Genomic DNA, 17,291 nt, shown 5'->3' on the forward strand with positions numbered 1-17,291 from the left:
GGGCGGAATTGACGACCGTGCTGGGATGGAGCCTGGTCGCGCTGGTGATCGCGGCGCTGGCGGCACGCGGCGCCATCGCCTACGCACATCGCCGCGGCATGCTGGACCAGCCTGGCCAGCGCCGCTCGCATACGCTTCCGACCCCTCGGGGCGGAGGCATCGGCATCGTCCTGGGTTGCCTCGTCGCCATGCCCGGTGTGTTCCTGAGCCTGCCAGGCCCTTGGTCTGCCTGGACGGTCGCGAGCCTGGCGCTGGCCTTGCTGCTGGTCGCGGCGATCGGCTGGTGGGACGACCATCGGCCGTTGCGGCAATGGCCGAGGCTGGGCGTCCAGTTGCTCGCGATTGCACTCTTCAGCGTGTCACTGCTCGCCGGCACGAGCCTCGCGTGGGCGTGGCTGCCGTTGCTGGTGCTGGCGGGCGGCTGGAGCATCAACCTGCACAATTTCATGGACGGCATTGACGCGTTGCTGGCACAGCAGGGCGTGTTCGTGGCCGTCGGCCTCGGCTGCCTCGCCGCCAGCATTGCGCAGCCCGCGCTGGCGGGTGCCGGCTTCGTGGTGGCCGCGGGATGCCTGGGGTTCTGGCTCTACAACCGGCCGCCGGCGCGCATCTTCATGGGCGACGTGGGCAGCGGCAGCGTGGGCCTGCTGCTGTTCGCCCTCGTTGCCATGCTGTGGCGCGTTGAACCGGGCATGCTCTGGCCGGCGCTCATCCTCGGGTCCGCTTTTGTTGCCGATGCCAGCTTGACGTTGCTGAACCGCTTCCTACGCGGCAGGCGCTGGTATGCTCCGCATCGCGAGCATCTGTACCAGTGGCTGGTACGATCCGGCCGCACGCATGCGCGCGCTGCCGCGTGGTACCTGGCTTGGAACCTGCTGGTCGCCGCACCTGCGGCGGTTGTCGCGAGGCAGCTCCCGGCCATGGCATTGCCCGCCTGTGTCGCCGTCTATACGGCGGCCGGCGCAACATGGATCGTTACCAAGCGCCGCTGCGTGCGGCGTGCATCATTGAAGGACCGTCATGTCGCCACGTAAATGGATCGCCCTCATCCATCCGCGCATCGCCGTCGTCGCGCACGATCTGGCGATGGCCGGCTTCGCCTGGTGGATCGCCAAGGCGCTGCGCTATGCCACGGTGCCGGGGCAGGACGGCAGCTTCGACGTCCTCGAGTTCCCCATCGTGCTGGCGATGCAGGGGTTGATGTTCACCTGGACCGGCCTGTACAAGGGCGTGTGGCGCTTCGCCAGCCTGCCTGACCTGTGGAACATCCTGAAGGCGGCCATCTTCGGCACGCTCGCCATCGGCCTGGCGCTGTTCCTCTATCAGCGCATGGAGGGCGTGCCCCGCTCGGTGTTGCTGCTTTACCCGGTTGCGCTGACCCTCCTGCTTGGCCTGCCTCGCCTGGCTTACCGGTTCTGGAAGGACAGCCGGCTGGATCTTTTCAACACGCGTTCCTCCAAGCGGGTGCTCATCGTCGGCGCCGACCGCGCTGGCGAGGCGCTTTCGCGCGACTTGCGCCACGACGGCCGCTTCAGCGTGATCGGTTTCGTCGACGACAAGGCCAGCCTGCGAGGCGCTTCGATCAATGGCCATCCCGTGCTGGGCTGCATCGACCACTTGCCGGAGCTGGCCCGCGAGGCGGCGGTCGAAATGCTGCTGATCGCGCTGCCGGGTGCCAGCACGGGCGAGATGCGCCGCGTGGTCGAGCTGTGCGACCAGACCGGCCTGCCTTATCGCACCGTGCCGCGGCTCGAGGACGTGGTGGCCGGTCGCGCGCAGTTCAACGAGATCAAGGAAGTGGCGATCGAGGATCTGCTTGGCCGCGACGCAGTCGAACTGGACTGGACCGCCATCCGCGAGACGCTTACCGGTCGCCGGGTGCTGATCACCGGGGGCGGTGGCTCGATCGGTTCGGAGTTGTGCCGCCAGGTTGCCCGGCTCGGTGCGCAGTCGCTGATCATTGTCGAACAGAGCGAATACAACCTCTATCGCATCGGCAAGGAACTGCGCAGCGACTACCCCGAGCTGTTGCTCGAATGCGTGCTCTGCGATTGCGGTGACCGTGTCGCCATGCAGAAGACGTTTGGCGAAACCAAGCCGCAGGTGGTGTTCCACGCGGCCGCCTACAAGCACGTCCCGATGCTGCAGAAGCAGTTGCGCGCGGGCTTTCGCAACAACGTGCTCGGGACGCGCACGGTGGCGGACCTCGCCAACGAGTTCCACGTCGAGTGCTTCGTGCTGATCTCTACCGACAAGGCCGTCAACCCCACGAGCGTCATGGGCGCCTGCAAGCGCGTGGCCGAGATCTACTGCCAGAACCTCAACGCCCATTCGGCAACACACTACATCACGGTGCGCTTCGGCAACGTACTCGATTCGGCCGGCTCGGTAGTGCCGCTGTTTCGCCAGCAGATCCGCGACGGCGGGCCGGTGACCATCACCCACCCGGAGATCACCCGCTACTTCATGACGATCCCGGAAGCCTGCCAGCTGATCCTGCAGGCGGCCTGTCTGGGGCAGGGCGGCGAGATCTTTGCGCTCGACATGGGCGAGCCGGTGAAGATCCGCGACCTCGCCGAACAGATGATCCGGCTGGCCGGCAAGAAGCCGGGCACCGAAGTGCCGATCGTCTACACCGGCCTGCGCGCCGGCGAGAAGCTGTTCGAAGAACTCTTCCACCAGCTCGAGAACTACAGCGCCACCGCGCATGCCAAGATCTTCCTTGCGCAGCACCGCGAGGTGTCGTGGGAGTTGCTGCAGGCCCTGCTCAACAAGGCGTGCGAAGCCACTACTGCCTTCAATGAAGACGAGCTGCGGCGCTGCGTCTCCAGTCTGCTGCCGTCGTTCCGGTGGAGCGAGACGGCGCAGCCGGACAACGTGGTGTCGATCCGCCGCGAGGTGGGCCGCATCGAACAGGGTCGTATCGAAACAGGAGAAAGTTGAGTGACCAAGCCGTTGCGCAAGGTGGTATTCCCGGTGGCCGGCCTGGGCACCCGTTTTCTGCCGGCGACCAAGGTCGTCGCGAAGGAAATGCTGCCGGTGCTGGACAAGCCGCTGATCCAGTACGCGGTCGATGAGGCGGTGGATGCGGGCGCCGACACCCTGGTGTTCGTCACCAACCGCTACAAGCACGCCATCGCCGACTACTTCGACAAGGCCTACGAACTGGAGGCCAAGCTGGAGGAAAAGGGCAAGGACGAACTGCTGGCGCTGGTGCAGGGCACGCTGCCGTCCAACGTACGCGCGATCTTCGTCACCCAGCCGGAGGCCTACGGCCTGGGCCACGCCGTCCTGTGCGCCAAGCCGGTGATTGGCGACGAGCCGTTCGGCATCATCCTGCCGGACGACCTGATCTGGAACCGCGGCAAGGGCGCGCTGGGCCAGATGGCCGCGCTGGCCGAATCGGAACATGCCGGCGTGATCGCGGTGGAAGAAGTGCCGCACGACCAGACCGACAAGTACGGCATCGTCGACGCCGAGCCGATCGACCAGCGCAGCGCGCGCATCCGCTACATGGTCGAGAAGCCCAAGCCCGCGGACGCGCCGTCGAACCTCGCCGTCGTGGGCCGCTACGTGTTGCCGGGTCGGATCTTCGAACTGCTGGAACAGACCGAACCGGGCGCCGGTGGCGAGATCCAGCTTACCGACGCCATCGAGGCACTGCTGATGGAGCAGGGCAAGGTGCTCGCCTACCGCTTCGAGGGCACCCGTTTCGACTGCGGCAACAAGGCCGGCCTGGTCCGCGCGACCATGCACATGGCCATGCAGGATCCCAAGCTCGCACCGGTCGTGCGCGAGTTCGTCGGCCAGCTTTGAGCCTCCACGTCCTGCAGTGAACCTGCAGGCGTCTGCTTGCGGCATGTCCCTGAGCCCAGGGGCATCGCCAGCAAGCAGACCCCCTGCCTTTCGCCGTGCCTGGAGCCGGCGTGTCATGGGCAGTTCGAACAGCGGCGTTCGCCGCGATATGCTCAGTCGTCCCGACTGGCCCGCCCCCCCATGACGCCGTCGCCCGCCATCTCCTACTACCGCGCCACGGCCACGCCGTACGCGCCCTATGCGCCGCTCGACGGCCGGCAGGAGGCGCGCGTGGCAGTGGTGGGCGGCGGTTTTGCGGGCCTCAATACCGCGTTGGGACTGGCGGAACGCGGGCTTCGGGACGTGGTGCTGCTGGAGCGCGAGCAGGTCGGGTTCGGGGCCTCCGGGCGCAACGGGGGATTCGTTTTCGCCGGTTATTCGCTGGGCGAGCAGGCGCTGCTCGATCAACTGGGCCCGACGCGGGCGCGCGCGCTGTTCCAACGCACCATCGAGGGCGTGCACCGCATCCGCCAGCGCGTCGCCACCTACGCGATTCCCTGTGATGCGGTGGACGCGGGCGTGATCTGGGCGAACTGGTTCCGCGACCCGGGCGTGCTGCGCACACGCCAGCAGATGCTGGCCGAGCGCTACGGCGTGCTCTGGGAGTGGATGCCGGAAGCCCAATTGCGCGAGCTCGTTCGTAGCCCGCGCTACCACGATGGCCTGTTCGAACGCGACGCGCTGCATCTTCACCCGCTCAACTACGCGATCGGCCTGGCCGGCGCCGCGGCCGGGCAGGGTGTGCGCATCCACGAGCACAGCGGCGTACGCCGGCTGCAGCGCGAGGGCAACCGCTGGCGGGTACAGACGGCCTCGGGCGAAGTGGTGGCCGACCAGGTGGTGCTGGCCTGCGGCGGTTATCTGGCCGGCCTCGAACACCAGATCGACCGGGCGATCCTGCCGATCGCCACGTACGTGATGGTGACCGAACCGCTGGGGGACCGCCTGGCGGAGTGCCTGGCCACGCGCGCGGCGATCTACGACACACGCTTCGCGTTCGATTACTACCGGCCCTTGCCAGATACCCGGCTACTCTGGGGCGGGCGCATCTCCGTGCTCGATCGTTCCCCGCGGGCCGTGCAGCGCCTGCTTCGCACGGACCTGCTTCGCGTCTTTCCGCAGATGGGCGAGGTGCGCGTCGACTACGCGTGGTCTGGCCTGATGAGCTACGCGCGTCACCAGATGCCGCAGATCGGTGGGCGGGAGGACGGGCTTTGGTGGGCGCAGGCGTTCGGCGGCCACGGGCTCAGCTCGACCTGCGCGGCTGGGGAACTGCTGGCTGCTGGCATTGCCGAGGGTGACCCGGCATGGCGCGAATTCACCGATTACGGGCTCGCCTCCACTTACCGCCCGCTGGGCTTCGTGGCTGCGCAGGCCAGCTACTGGCGGGCCGAACTGCAGGATTGGCTGAAGATGAGACTGGAAGGATGAGCGTGGAAGAGATCAGTTGGTCGGACTTCGAGAGGGTGCTGATCGTGGCTGGCACCATCGTGCGCGTGGAGCCGTTTCCCGAAGCGCGCAAACCGGCATGGAAGGTATGGGCCGACTTCGGACCCTACGGCGAGCGCAAGACCAGTGCGCAGATCGCAGCGCTTTATGCACCCGAGCAGCTGGTCGGCAGGCAGATCGTGGGCGTGCTCAATTTTCCGGAGAAGCAGATCGGCCCGTTTCGTTCCCAGTTCCTGCTGACCGGTTTCCACACCGACGCGGGCGTGGTCGTCACGACGGTTGAGCGGCCCGTGCCCAACGGCTCGCGGCTGGCGTAAGCACGCCGCGTCCGGCGTGTACCTCCGACGCCGCGGAGATTGCGCGACTGGCGGGGGAGCTGGGTTATCCGGTCGCTGCTGAAAGCATGGCCGAGCGACTGGAGGCGTGGCTCGAGGGCCCGCGCCAATGCGTGCTCGTGCTCGACGGGGACGCACGCATGGCCGGCTGGATCGCCGCCGAACGGCGCTTGAGCCTGGAGGTTGGCGAGCGCGTGGAGATCACCGCTCTGGTGGTCGACGGCACGGCCCGTCGCGGCGGTGTGGGGCGCGCGCTGGTCGGCGCGATCGAAGCGTGGGCGCGGGAGCAGGGCGTGGACCGGATGGTCGTTCGCTCCAACGTGCAGCGCCAGGCTTCGCATCCGTTCTATGAAGGCCTGGGCTTCGCGCGGCAGAAGAGCCAGCACGTCTACCGCAAACGCCTGTCCCCGTAGCTGGTTTTCAGCCCACCGTCGCCGGCTCCAGCAGGGCTGGCCTGAAGCCCACCCTACGCGGTCAACGCAAGCACCTGCACGCTGCCGGCACCGTGCGGGAGCTCGGCTTCCACACCGGAGGCCAGGTTGGCCTGCAAGTCGTCGTGCACTACCGCCAGCGCTTCGGCCGCACCATCGATCGCCACCACATCGAGCAACTGGATCGCGGTCTGGCCGTCCACGGCGAGCACGCTACCGGGCACCGGCACGCGTGACAGGCGAATGCGGTGCAGGTGGCGCTTGCTTCCGCCGCGATAATGCATGCGCGCGACGATCTCCTGACCCGGGTAGCACCCCTTGTCCAGCGCCGTGGCGCCCAGCGCGCCGAGGTTGAGCCAAGCCGGCAGCAGCTCGCCTGCGGTGGGGGACACAAGCCACGGCCAGCCTGCGCGCACTTGCGGCAGACGCCATTCGTCGTCGCCCCCCGCAGCGAGTTTGAGGCCGTGCGAACCACAACCCAGCACCAGCCAGTCGCCCTGTTGCGTGACGGTGTGCAGCGGCATCGCTTCGACGGTCGCCAGCTCTTGCGCCGGCAGAGCCAGGACACGCAGCCTGGCGCGGAACACGTACCGCTGCAATTCACTGGCCATCGCCCCCGCCAGGCCACCGCGCAGCAGCAGCAGCAGGCGCTGTCCGTCGACCCGGATCAGATGGAACAGGGCGCGCACGCGCCCCTGCGCATCGAGCCAGGCGCTGAATTGCCACTGGCCATCGGCGAGCGAGGCAAGGTTGCTGCTGAATTGCGATTGCGCGAACGCGATCGCGTCCGGCCCTTCGAGCGAAACAAGCTCGGCGGAATAGGTGGTCGGCATGGCGCATGAAATAAGGGAAGCATGGCACGAAGGCAAGGTCCGGACAGGTTTTCGCGTACCCGTCAAGGTTGTGCTGTCCGGTCAGCGCGTATTACGCTTCTGCGGCTTTACTTATGTCCGAGACCCTCTCCCAGACCGAACCCGCCCCTGCTTCCGCGCCCGCGGAGCAACCTGCCGTGCCTGCGCGGCCGGCACAGGGCGAGGCGCGACCGGAGCGGCCGGCGCCGGATCCCACCCGCTACGGCGACTGGGAAAAGAACGGACGCTGCATCGACTTCTGATTCCGCCGGGTCGGCGCGAGCCGGCACAGGCGATCGGGGAGCGGGCGACTCGGGCGAGACGCGAATCCACTACACGGACAGCCGCCATGGCAGACACGCGACGACCGCTCTCACCGCATCTTTCCGTCTACAAGTGGCAGGTGCAGATGGTGACCTCCATCCTGCACCGCGCCACCGGCATCGCCCTGTCCGTGGGCCTGCTGCTGGTTGCCTGGGGCCTGATCGCACTGGCTGGCGGCGAGGAGCGCTTCGGCCACTTCACCGCCTTCGTCGGCAGCCCGCTGGGCATGATCCTGCTGATCGGCTGGAGCTGGGCGCTGTTCTACCACCTGTGCAACGGTATCCGGCACCTGGTGCAGGACGGCGGCTACGGCTACGAGATCGTGCAGTTCGTGCGCTCGAGCTGGGCCTCGATCATCGTCAGCCTGTTGCTGACCGTGGCCGTATGGGCCTATGTACTGACCCTGGGAGCTGGAGCATGAGCGCCTATCCGAAGGAATACCGCAACCCGCTGAAGAAGGCTCGTGGCCTGGGCTCGGCCCAGCACGGCGTGAGCCACTGGTGGGTGCAGCGGGTCACCGCCATTGCACTGGTGGGGCTGGGCATCTGGCTGGTCGTGCTGGTGCTGCGCATGCTGCACGCCGACTACGCCACCGCCCGCGAGCTGATCGCCCGGCCGTGGAACGCGGTATTGCTGATCGCGTTCATCGTGGCGTCGTTCTGGCACGCCGTGCTCGGCCTGCAGGTGGTGATCGAGGACTACGTCCACACCCGCTGGAAGGAGGCCACGCTCCTGATGGCGATCAAGTTCATAGCCGTGCTGGCCACCCTGGCCGGCGTGCTCGCGGTGCTGCGCATCGCCCTGGGAGCGTGAGTTCGATGGAAGCCTACAAGGTTCAGCAACACAAGTACGACGTGATCGTGGTCGGCGCCGGCGGCGCGGGCCTGCGTGCCACCTTCGGCCTGGCCGAGAAGGGTCTCAAGGCCGCGTGTATCACCAAGGTCTTTCCGACCCGCTCGCACACCGTCGCGGCGCAGGGCGGCATTTCCGCCGCGCTGGGCAACATGGGCGAGGACGACTGGCGCTTCCACTACTACGACACCATCAAGGGCTCCGACTGGCTCGGCGACCAGGATGCGATCGAGTACATGTGCAAGGAGGCTCCGGCCGCGATCATCGAGCTGGAGCACTACGGCGTGCCGTTCTCGCGCACCGAGGAGGGCAAGATCTACCAGCGCCCGTTCGGCGGCATGACCACGCACTACGGCAAGGGCACCGCACAGCGCACCTGCGCCGCGGCGGACCGCACCGGCCACGCGATCCTGCACACGCTTTACCAGCAGGCGCTGGCGCATGACGCGGCGTTCTTCATCGAGTACTTCGCGATCGACCTGATCTTCGACGAGGCCGGGGTCTGCCGCGGGGTGCTCGCACTGGACATGAACGAGGGCACGCTGCACTTCTTCCGCGGCCATGCCGTGGTGTTGGCGACCGGCGGCTACGGCCGCGCCTACTTCAGCGCGACCTCGGCGCACACCTGCACCGGCGACGGCGGCGGCATGGTGCTGCGCGCGGGCCTGGCGCTGCAGGATATGGAGTTCGTGCAGTTCCATCCGACCGGCATCTACGGCGCTGGCTGCCTGATCACCGAGGGCGTGCGCGGCGAGGGTGGCTACCTCACCAACTCCGAGGGCGAGCGCTTCATGGAGCGCTACGCGCCCAGCGCCAAGGACCTGGCCTCCCGCGACGTGGTCAGCCGCGCGATGACCATCGAGATCCGCGAGGGCAGGGGCGTCGGTCCGGAAAAGGACCACATCCACCTGAACCTGATGCACCTGGGTGCCGACGTGATCCACGAGCGCCTGCCCGGCATCGCCGAGTCGGCGCGCATCTTCGCCGGCGTGGACGTGACCAAGGAGCCGATCCCGGTGATCCCGACCGTGCACTACAACATGGGCGGCATCCCGACCAACTACCACGGCGAAGTCGTGCAGAAGAAGGGCGACGATGTCGACGCCGTGGTGCCGGGCCTGTTCGCCATCGGCGAGGCGGCCTGCGTATCGGTCCATGGCGCCAACCGCCTGGGTTCCAACTCGCTGCTTGACCTGGTGGTGTTCGGTCGCGCCGTTGCCGGCCGCTGCGCCGAGCTGATCCAGCCCGGAACGCTGCACAAGGATCTGCCGAACAGCATCCTGGACAAGGCGCTCGGCCGCTTCGACGCGCTTCGCTACGCCAAGGGCAGCAGGCCCACCGCGCAGATCCGCGCCGAGATGCAGAAGACCATGCAGAAGGACGCGGCGGTGTTCCGCACCGGCGAGACGCTGGCCGAGGGCAAGCGCCGCATCTCCGAGGTGTTCGACTCCTTCCGGGACGTCAGCGTCACCGACCGGTCGCTGGTCTGGAATTCCGACTTGATCGAGACACTCGAATTGTCCAACCTGCTCGCCCAGGCCGTGGTCACCATGCACTCGGCCGAGCAGCGCATGGAAAGCCGCGGCGCCCATGCGCGCGAGGACTTCCCGGAGCGCGACGACGAGCACTGGATGAAGCACACCCTGGTCAGCCTGAGCGACACCGGCCAGACCAGCTTCGACTTCCGCCCCGTGCACATGTACACGCTGACCGACGAGGTCGACGTGGTGCCGCCGAAGAAGCGCGTTTACTGAGCAACCGGACCGGAGACACATCGTGGCAGAGTTCACGCTACCGAAGAATTCCAAGATCCAGTCCGGCAAGCATTTTCCGGCCAAGGGCGCCAAGAAGCCGCGCACCTTCAAGGTCTACCGCTGGAGCCCGGACGACGGCCAGAACCCGCGCGTCGACACCTACGAGGTCGACATGGCCACGTGTGGCCCGATGGTTCTGGACGCATTGCTGAAGATCAAGAACGAGATCGATTCCACGCTCACGCTGCGCCGCTCCTGCCGCGAAGGCATCTGCGGTTCGTGCGCGATGAACATCGACGGCACCAACACGCTGGCGTGCACCAAGGCCATCGACGACTGCAAGGGGGGCGAGGTGGCGATCTACCCGCTGCCGCACATGCCGGTGGTCAAGGACCTGGTGCCGGACCTGACGCACTTCTACGCGCAGTACGCCTCGATCAAGCCGTGGATCCGCACGCAGAGCCCGGCGCCGGCACGCGAGCGTCTGCAATCGCCGGAAGACCGCAAGCAACTGGACGGCTACTACGAGTGCATCCTGTGTGCCTGCTGCTCGACCAGCTGCCCGAGCTACTGGTGGAACGGTGATCGCTACCTGGGCCCGGCGATCCTGTTGCAGGCCTACCGCTGGATCGCCGACAGCCGCGACGAGGCGACCGGCGAGCGCCTGGACGATCTGGAAGACCCGTTCAAGCTCTACCGCTGTCACACCATCATGAACTGCGCGCGCACCTGCCCGAAGGGTCTTAACCCCGCCAAGGCCATCGCGGAAATCAAGAAGCTGATGGTGGAGCGGCGTTCGTAAGAGCCGAAGATCAAGCGCCCTCTCCCTCCGGGGAGAGGGCTGGGGTGAGGGGACACGCTTGCGACAAAGTTTCACCAAGGCCGTCGTGGCGCAGCCGGAAAAGAAGAAGCGCTCCACCCACGGACATCCGGTAAAGCGCGGTAATGCCGTGCGCAGCTTTTCTCACAAGACCCGCCCCTCAACCCAACCCTCTCCCCGAATGGGGGAGGGAGCCAAAGGCGATGCACCTGCATGAGCCTCTCCCGCCTGCGTTGGCGTGCCCGCCGCGGCACGCGCGAACTCGACGCCCTGCTGGGTGGCTGGCTGGACGAGCGTTACGAAGCGGCGGACCAGGCCACACGCCGGGCCTTCGACGAACTGCTGGACGCCCAGGACCCGGACCTGTGGGACTGGATCATGGGCCACGCGCAGTCCCCTCGCGCCGACTGGCAGGCGATCATCGATGACATCCGCGCCCGCCATCGGCTTTGATTACCGGCCGTCGCGCGTGCCAGGCCGAGTGCTGGCCATCATCACCGTGCTCGCCGTGGTCGCCATCGGATTGAGCGGCGCACCGCTCGGCCTCAAGCTGGTGCTCGCAGCCGGCGCTCTGATGTCGAGCGTCATCACCGCGCGCCGCTCGATGCGCCCGCGCATCGCCGGCGTGGGTTACGGTTCCGACGGCTGGACGCTCTACCAGGCCGACCGCAGCCAGCTTCCTGCGACGCTGCTTTCCCATCGCGTGATCGGCACCAGCGTCCTGCTGCGGTTGAAGACCGACTGCGGGGCCGAGACGCTGCTGCTGGCATCGGACAACAGCGATCCGGACATCCGCCGCCGCCTGCGCATGCGCCTGGCGGCGCACGTCGCCGACGCCCTGTAGGAGCGAACCTGCGCGCGACGGGAGGACGGTGGTCGCGCACAGCGGCGCTCCTGAAGTTCCGCGCGCGGCACTTTTCCTCGTGGGCACGGTCCGAGCGAATACCGGATAATGCACTGTCGGGCGGCCCGCCCATCGACTGGAAGAAGCGACCGCCCATGTTCCGACCGCTCGAACTGTTCATCGGCCTGCGCTACACCCGCGCCAAGCGCCGCAACCAGTTCATTTCCTTCATCTCCACCGTTTCCATCGTGTGCATCGCCATCAGCGTCACCGCGCTGATCACGGTGATGTCGGTGATGAACGGCTTCGACTCCGAGTTGCGCACGCGCATCCTGGGCGCCATTTCGCACGCCACCGTGTCCGGGCTGCCCGGCGAGGCCGTGAGCGACTGGCCGCGCGCAGTGAGGATCGCCGAGGCCAACCCGCATGTGAAAGGTGCTGCGCCCTATGTGGAGATGGAAGCCTTCCTGCAGGCGCGCCGCCCCAGCGGTGCGCTGGTGCGTGGTGTCGACCCGTCGCAGGAACCCAAGGTCTCCGACATCAACACGCACATGGTCGACGGCAGCCTGGACGCGCTCAAGCCGGACAGCTGGAACATCGTGCTGGGCAAGGAACTGGCGCTGACGCTCGGCGTGACCGTCGGCGACCGCGTGACCATGGCGGTGCCGGAGTTCCGCGCGACACCGATGGGCAGCGTGCCGCGCCTGCGTGGCTTCCACGTCGTGGGCATCTTCGAACTCGGCATGCAGGAGTTCGACTCGGGCCTGGCGCTGGTCAACATGCAGGACGCCGAGAAGCTCGGTAGCCTCGATGGCCCCAGCGGCATCCGCCTCAAGCTCGACGACATGTTCAACGCGAGGCCGGTCGCCAAAGAGTTGGCCAACGCACTGGGCCAGTTCTACGTCGTGCAGACCTGGATGGACAGCCACGCCAACTTCTTCTCTGCGATCTCGATGGAGAAGCACGTGATGTTCATCATCCTGTCGCTGATCATCCTGGTCGCGGTGATCAACCTGATCTCGATGCTGATGATGCTGGTGACGGACAAGCAGGCCGACATCGCAATCCTGCGCACGCTCGGTTCGACTCCGCGCAGCATCATGGGCATGTTCATGGTGCAGGGCGTGCTGGTGGGCGTGGTCGGAATCGGTTTCGGCGTGGGCCTGGGTTCGCTGCTGTCGTGGAAGCTGCCGGCAATCGTCAAATGGATCGAGCACATCACCGGAGTGACCTTCCTGTCGCCGGACGTCTATTACATCAGCGAAGTGCCGAGCAAGCTGGTCGCCAGCGACGTGGGTTGGGTCACGCTGGTCACCTTCATCTTTTCGCTGCTTGCCACGCTCTACCCGGCGTGGCGCGCCTCGCGCACGCAGCCGGCACAGGCGCTGCGCTATGAGTAAGCCTTCCACCATGGACAAGAACGTCGTATTGCGCGCCAGCGGCATCGCCAAGACCTACGAGGAAGGCGACCTGAAGACCGACGTGCTCACCGACGTCAACTTCACCCTCAAGCGCGGCGAGACGCTGGCCATCGTCGGTGCCTCCGGCTCGGGCAAGAGCACCTTGCTGCACATTATCGGCGGGCTGGACACGCTGACCCGTGGCGAAGTGGAGGTCGACGGCCGCGTCCTCTCCAGACTTTCGGATGCCGAGCGCGGGCGCGTGCGCAACCGGTCGCTGGGCTTCATCTACCAGTTCCACCACCTGCTGCCCGAATTCACCGCGCTGGAAAACGTATGCATGCCGCTACTGATCCGCGGCGTGTCCATCGCCGAGGCGGAGCGCCAGGCGCGCGTGCTTCTTGAGCGGGTGGGGCTGGGCAAGCGCGAGGCGCACAAGCCGGCCGAACTCTCCGGCGGCGAGCGCCAGCGCTGCGCGGTGGCGCGCGCGCTGGTCACGCGTCCGGCCTGCGTGCTCGGCGACGAGCCGACCGGCAACCTCGACGAAGGCAATGCGGCGCAAGTCTACGAGTTGATGCTCGAACTCAACCGCGAGGTAGGCACCAGCTTCATCCTGGTGACCCACGACCACCGGCTGGCGGCCAAGATGGACCGCACGCTCGAGCTGCACAACGGCGTATTGCAGGAAAAGGCCCGCGCGCCGCTGGCCTGAGCGCCGCGCAGGGCGGGCGTCCGCCCACCATCGCGGCGGCCCGAAGTGGGCCTGATGTGCGCCGTGTTCACGGCGCCGTACCCCTACACGCATTTCAGCCATCGCGCCGGAGCGTAGCCGGTAAGCTGGTTCCTCCGACGGGAGAATGGAATGCACGAGGCACGGATGCCCGGTGCGGCGGCAGCCGGCGTCGCCTTGCTGCTTGGCGTGGCGGCCGTGCAATGGCTGCCTGCCTTGCCACCGGCCGCGTGGGGTGCCCTTCCCGGCTTGTTCGTCCTGTGGGCCAGCCTGCACTGGCCACGGCTGCGCTTGCCGGCGCTCGTCTTGCTCGGTGCGGCCTGGGCGATCTGGCGCGGCACCCTCGCGCTCGACCTGCGCCTGCCGCGCGACCTGGAGCGGCGCGACTTCGACGTGGTCGGCACGTTGTCGGGATTGCCTCAGGTGCGCAGCGACGCCACCCGCTTCGTGTTCGATGTGGAACATGCCACCCTCGACGGAAAGCCGGTACCACTGCATGGGCACGTGCGCCTGAGCTGGTACGACGACGCCCCCGTGCTGCCGGCCTGCTCGCGCTGGCAACTGCACGTGCGGCTCCGGCGCCCGCGCAGCCTGCTCAATCCCGGTGGCTTCGACGGCGAGCGCAGCGCATTGGAAAAGCGCATCGCCGCCACCGGCTATGTACGCAAGGGCGGGACCCATCGCCTGCTGCAGCCCGGCCGCTGCGTCGACGGGATACGCGAGCGCATTTCGCATGGCATCGCCACGCGCGTTCGCGACCCGCACGATGCCGCGCTGTTGCAGGCGTTCTCCATCGGCGATACGCGCGGACTCGACCAGGACGACTGGGAAGTCGCCCGCGCCAACGGCGTCCCGCATCTCATCGCCATCTCCGGCTTCCACGTAGGCGTGGCCGCGTTGTTCGGCGTGGGACTGGTGCACCTGCTGTACCTGCTGTGGCCGGGGATGGCGCTGCGTGTGCCGCGTGTGCCCGCGCAGGCGGCTGCGGCGTTGCTCGCCGCTGGGCTGTACGGCGCGCTGGCCGGCCTCGGCCTGCCGACGGTGCGCACCTTGCTGATGATCGCCGTCGTTGCACTGGCCCGCTGCAGCCGCCGCGCGATCGGTGGCGCACAGACGCTGGGCCTGGCCTTGGTCGCGATGCTGCTGGCCGACCCGCTGGCGGTGCTGTCGGCGGGTTTCTGGCTGTCGTTCGTCGGCGTGGCCTTCCTGATGCTTTGCCTCGAGGCCCGTCCCCGCGGCCTGCGCGGATTCCTGCACGAGCTTTCCGCCGGTCAGTTGGTGATGACGGTGGCACTGTTGCCCTTGACCCTGTGGTTCTTCGGTGAGGCCTCGCTGGTCGGCGCGCTCTCCAACCTCGTTGCGGTACCTTTCGTCAGCTTCGTGATCGTGCCCTGTGCACTGCTGGGTGTGTTGCTCCTTCTCCTCGCGCCCGTGGCGGCGACCCCCGTGCTGAAGCTGGCCGCGGTGTTCGCCCATGCCCAATGGTGGCTGCTGGAACAGTTGGCTACCTGGCCGGGCGCGCACTGGTATCTGCCCGAGGTGGGACCGTGGGCGCTGCTGCTGGCCACGCTCGGCGCCTTGTGGCTGTTCGCCCCGCGCGGACTGCCGCTGCGGGGATTGGGTCTGCTGCTTTTTCTGCCGCTGGTCTGGCCGGCGGCGCGGTTGCCGGCGACTGGCGGCTTCCAGGCCTGGATACTGGACGTGGGGCAGGGGCTTTCGATCGTAGTGCGCACGCGCCGGCACGCGCTGGTCTACGACGCCGGTGCGCGCTATCCGTCCGGCTTCGACCTGGGCGAGGCGGTGGTGGTACCGGCACTCCACGCGCTGGACATCGACCGGCTGGATCTGCTGATGGTGAGCCACGCCGACAACGACCATGCCGGCGGGGCACCGGCAGTGGCGGAGGCCTTCCCGGACGCCTCACGCTACGCCGGTGAACCCCGCCGCATGCCCCTTCCCATGCGCCCTTGCCGGGCGGGGCAGGCGTGGCGCTGGGATGGGGTCGACTTCCGCGTGCTTTCGCCCGGCCCCCAAGCGGGCGGGCGGCGCAACGACCGCTCCTGCGTGCTGGCCGTGGATGGCGCGGGTGGGCGCCTGCTGCTCACCGGGGACATCAGTAGCCGGGTGGAACCCGCCGTGGCCTCGGCTGTCAGCCGGCCCCGGCCAACCGTGCTGGTGGTGCCCCACCATGGCAGCCGCTACTCGTCGGCCGCCTCCTTCATCGCGGCGATCGCGCCACGCCTGGCGCTGGTCTCCGCCGGATGGCACAACCGCTTCGGCCATCCGCACCCGCTCGTGCTCGCGCGCTACGCCCAGGCAGACGTGCCCTTGCTGAACACCGCCACCAGCGGTGCCATCGAAGTCGACGCACCACCCACGGCCGAGCCCGCCGTCGCGCTCACCTGGCGCCGTCGTCACCGCCGCTACTGGCGCGAATGAACAGGCGTTTTTGCAACTGCCAAGCGCACCGCGGAACGATGTGAAGGGACTGCTATGATTCGGCGTCCCCTGAGAAGTTGCCCTGGCGGGAGTTAGGCAGTGCTTGAAATTCTGATGGCTGGCGGGTGGGCGTTGGCCCCCATCCTGATCTGTTCGGCGGCGGCTCTGGCGATCGTGCTGGAGCGCTGGTGGTCCCTGCGCCGCAAGGCGGTCCTGCCCGATGGGCTGGGCGAGGAAGTGCGCAAGTGGGCGCGTAGCGGCCAGCTCGATCCGGCGCATCTGGACGCGCTCGCCGCCGGCTCGCCACTGGGGGAATTGCTGGCCGGCGCGCTGGCCGTGCGCAACCGCCCACGCGAGCAGATAAAGGAGCGCATCGAGGACACCGGTCGCCACGTCGTGCACCGCATGGAGCGTTACCTCAATACGCTCGGCACCATCGCCCTGATCGGCCCGCTGCTGGGTCTGCTGGGTACCGTGATCGGCCTGATCCGCATGTTCATGCAGGTGATGGCCGGCGGCATGGCCGACCCGACCAAGATGGCCGGCGGCATCGGCGAGGCGCTGATCTGCACGGCCATGGGTCTGGTGGTCGCGATCCCGGCCTATGTGCTGCATCGCTACTTCCGTTCGAAGGTGGCCGGCTACTGCATCGACATGGAGAAGCAGGCGACCGCACTGCTGGACGACCTGACCGGCACGCCGGCGCCGGCAGCCCGCCCGCGCCGCACGGCGACGACTGCCGCTACCAGCGCCTGAGGGTAAGCATGCGTATCGGTTCCGACCGTCGGCAGGACGACTTCGAGATCAACGTGATCTCGCTGATCGACGTGCTGCTGACGCTTCTGATGTTCTTCGTGCTGACCACGACCTTCGTGCAGCACTCGCGCCTGCAGGTCACGCTGCCGCAGGCCAGCGCCGAAGAGCGCGACATGCAGGGCCCTGCCTTGACCGTGATGATCGACCGCGATGGACATTTCTACGTCGGTAGCGACGCGGTGGTGGGCGAGGGCGTCCAACCGCTCAAGCAGGCCATCGCGCGCGTGGCGGGCGACGACCACGACCGCCCGATCACGATCCGCGCCGACGCACTGACGCCGCACCAGAACGTCGTCACGGCCATGGACGCGCTCGGCCAGCTCGGCTTCACCCGGCTGGCGATCGCGACCACGCCGACCCAGGAAGCCGCACGTTGACAGCCGCCCGAAAG

Annotated in this window: 19 protein-coding genes; 18 read left to right on the plus strand and 1 reads right to left on the minus strand. The window is 67.7% G+C overall.

What is annotated here, in order from left to right; genetic code table 11:
* The first annotated feature begins 17 nt into the window (after positions 1–17).
* The 6 genes from ACFWZU_RS06070 (at position 18) to ACFWZU_RS06095 (ending at position 6,052) form a co-directional block, all read left to right on the plus strand.
* A complete protein-coding gene (locus tag ACFWZU_RS06070) occupies positions 18–1,034 on the plus strand; it encodes an MraY family glycosyltransferase (protein ID WP_439700774.1) in 1,017 nt (338 codons plus the stop codon).
* Positions 1,021–2,943 (plus strand): polysaccharide biosynthesis protein, encoded by a 1,923-nt coding sequence (locus tag ACFWZU_RS06075; RefSeq protein WP_439700528.1) that lies wholly within the window; start codon positions 1,021–1,023, stop codon positions 2,941–2,943. The genes ACFWZU_RS06070 and ACFWZU_RS06075 overlap by 14 nt, the downstream gene beginning before the upstream one ends.
* Entirely contained in the window at positions 2,944–3,816 is an 873-nt protein-coding gene (galU, locus tag ACFWZU_RS06080; protein ID WP_439700529.1) for a UTP--glucose-1-phosphate uridylyltransferase GalU, read from the plus strand.
* Positions 3,817–3,996: 180 nt separating this feature from the next.
* Positions 3,997–5,286, plus strand: a complete 1,290-nt coding sequence (locus ACFWZU_RS06085) for an NAD(P)/FAD-dependent oxidoreductase (protein WP_439700530.1) — start codon at positions 3,997–3,999, stop codon at positions 5,284–5,286.
* 2 nt (positions 5,287–5,288) lie between these two features.
* A complete protein-coding gene (locus ACFWZU_RS06090; RefSeq protein WP_439700531.1) occupies positions 5,289–5,621 on the plus strand; it encodes a tRNA-binding protein in 333 nt (110 codons plus the stop codon).
* 86 nt (positions 5,622–5,707) lie between these two features.
* Complete coding sequence (locus tag ACFWZU_RS06095) at positions 5,708–6,052, plus strand: GNAT family N-acetyltransferase (RefSeq protein WP_439700532.1); 345 nt, start codon at positions 5,708–5,710, stop codon at positions 6,050–6,052.
* A gap of 53 nt (positions 6,053–6,105) precedes the next feature.
* Here the strand turns inward: ACFWZU_RS06095 and ygfZ are convergent, their stop codons facing one another.
* On the minus strand, positions 6,106–6,903 hold the full coding sequence (ygfZ, locus tag ACFWZU_RS06100) for a CAF17-like 4Fe-4S cluster assembly/insertion protein YgfZ (RefSeq protein WP_439700533.1): 798 nt from the start codon (positions 6,901–6,903) through the stop codon (positions 6,106–6,108).
* A gap of 176 nt (positions 6,904–7,079) precedes the next feature.
* Between ygfZ and ACFWZU_RS06105 the strand changes: the two genes are divergently transcribed.
* From ACFWZU_RS06105 to ACFWZU_RS06160, 12 genes are all read left to right on the plus strand, one after another.
* Entirely contained in the window at positions 7,080–7,184 is a 105-nt protein-coding gene (locus ACFWZU_RS06105; RefSeq protein WP_439700534.1) for a DUF1674 domain-containing protein, read from the plus strand.
* Between the two features lie 86 nt (positions 7,185–7,270).
* Positions 7,271–7,666: a succinate dehydrogenase, cytochrome b556 subunit gene (sdhC, locus tag ACFWZU_RS06110; protein ID WP_439700535.1), complete on the plus strand. Its 396-nt coding sequence runs from the start codon at positions 7,271–7,273 to the stop codon at positions 7,664–7,666.
* Positions 7,663–8,058, plus strand: coding sequence for a succinate dehydrogenase, hydrophobic membrane anchor protein (sdhD, locus tag ACFWZU_RS06115; RefSeq protein WP_439700536.1), 396 nt, complete (start codon positions 7,663–7,665; stop codon positions 8,056–8,058). The genes sdhC and sdhD overlap by 4 nt, the downstream gene beginning before the upstream one ends.
* Positions 8,059–8,063: 5 nt before the next feature.
* Entirely contained in the window at positions 8,064–9,851 is a 1,788-nt protein-coding gene (gene sdhA, locus ACFWZU_RS06120; protein WP_439700537.1) for a succinate dehydrogenase flavoprotein subunit, read from the plus strand.
* A 22-nt stretch (positions 9,852–9,873) separates the two neighbouring features.
* Positions 9,874–10,653, plus strand: coding sequence for a succinate dehydrogenase iron-sulfur subunit (locus ACFWZU_RS06125; RefSeq protein ID WP_439700538.1), 780 nt, complete (start codon positions 9,874–9,876; stop codon positions 10,651–10,653).
* 231 nt (positions 10,654–10,884) lie between these two features.
* Entirely contained in the window at positions 10,885–11,124 is a 240-nt protein-coding gene (locus ACFWZU_RS06130) for a succinate dehydrogenase assembly factor 2 (RefSeq protein WP_439700539.1), read from the plus strand.
* Positions 11,096–11,515, plus strand: a complete 420-nt coding sequence (locus tag ACFWZU_RS06135; protein WP_439700540.1) for a protein YgfX — start codon at positions 11,096–11,098, stop codon at positions 11,513–11,515. The genes ACFWZU_RS06130 and ACFWZU_RS06135 overlap by 29 nt, the downstream gene beginning before the upstream one ends.
* A gap of 155 nt (positions 11,516–11,670) precedes the next feature.
* A complete protein-coding gene (locus ACFWZU_RS06140) occupies positions 11,671–12,915 on the plus strand; it encodes a lipoprotein-releasing ABC transporter permease subunit (protein WP_439700541.1) in 1,245 nt (414 codons plus the stop codon).
* Positions 12,908–13,627 carry a lipoprotein-releasing ABC transporter ATP-binding protein LolD gene (gene lolD, locus ACFWZU_RS06145; protein WP_439700542.1) on the plus strand — a complete coding sequence of 240 codons (720 nt, stop codon included), beginning with the start codon at positions 12,908–12,910 and terminating at the stop codon, positions 13,625–13,627. Before ACFWZU_RS06140 ends, lolD begins: the two co-directional genes overlap by 8 nt.
* A gap of 150 nt (positions 13,628–13,777) precedes the next feature.
* The gene (locus tag ACFWZU_RS06150) at positions 13,778–16,084 is read left to right on the plus strand and encodes a DNA internalization-related competence protein ComEC/Rec2 (protein ID WP_439700543.1); all 2,307 of its coding nucleotides are present in this window, start codon (positions 13,778–13,780) and stop codon (positions 16,082–16,084) included.
* A gap of 99 nt (positions 16,085–16,183) precedes the next feature.
* Positions 16,184–16,840 (plus strand): MotA/TolQ/ExbB proton channel family protein, encoded by a 657-nt coding sequence (locus tag ACFWZU_RS06155; RefSeq protein WP_439700544.1) that lies wholly within the window; start codon positions 16,184–16,186, stop codon positions 16,838–16,840.
* Positions 16,841–16,848: 8 nt separating this feature from the next.
* Complete coding sequence (locus ACFWZU_RS06160) at positions 16,849–17,277, plus strand: ExbD/TolR family protein (protein ID WP_439700545.1); 429 nt, start codon at positions 16,849–16,851, stop codon at positions 17,275–17,277.
* The last annotated feature ends 14 nt before the right edge of the window (positions 17,278–17,291 follow it).

Origin of the sequence: Frateuria sp. GZRR33, from assembly GCF_051900425.1 — a bacterium.
GTDB lineage: Bacteria > Pseudomonadota > Gammaproteobacteria > Xanthomonadales > Rhodanobacteraceae > Frateuria_A.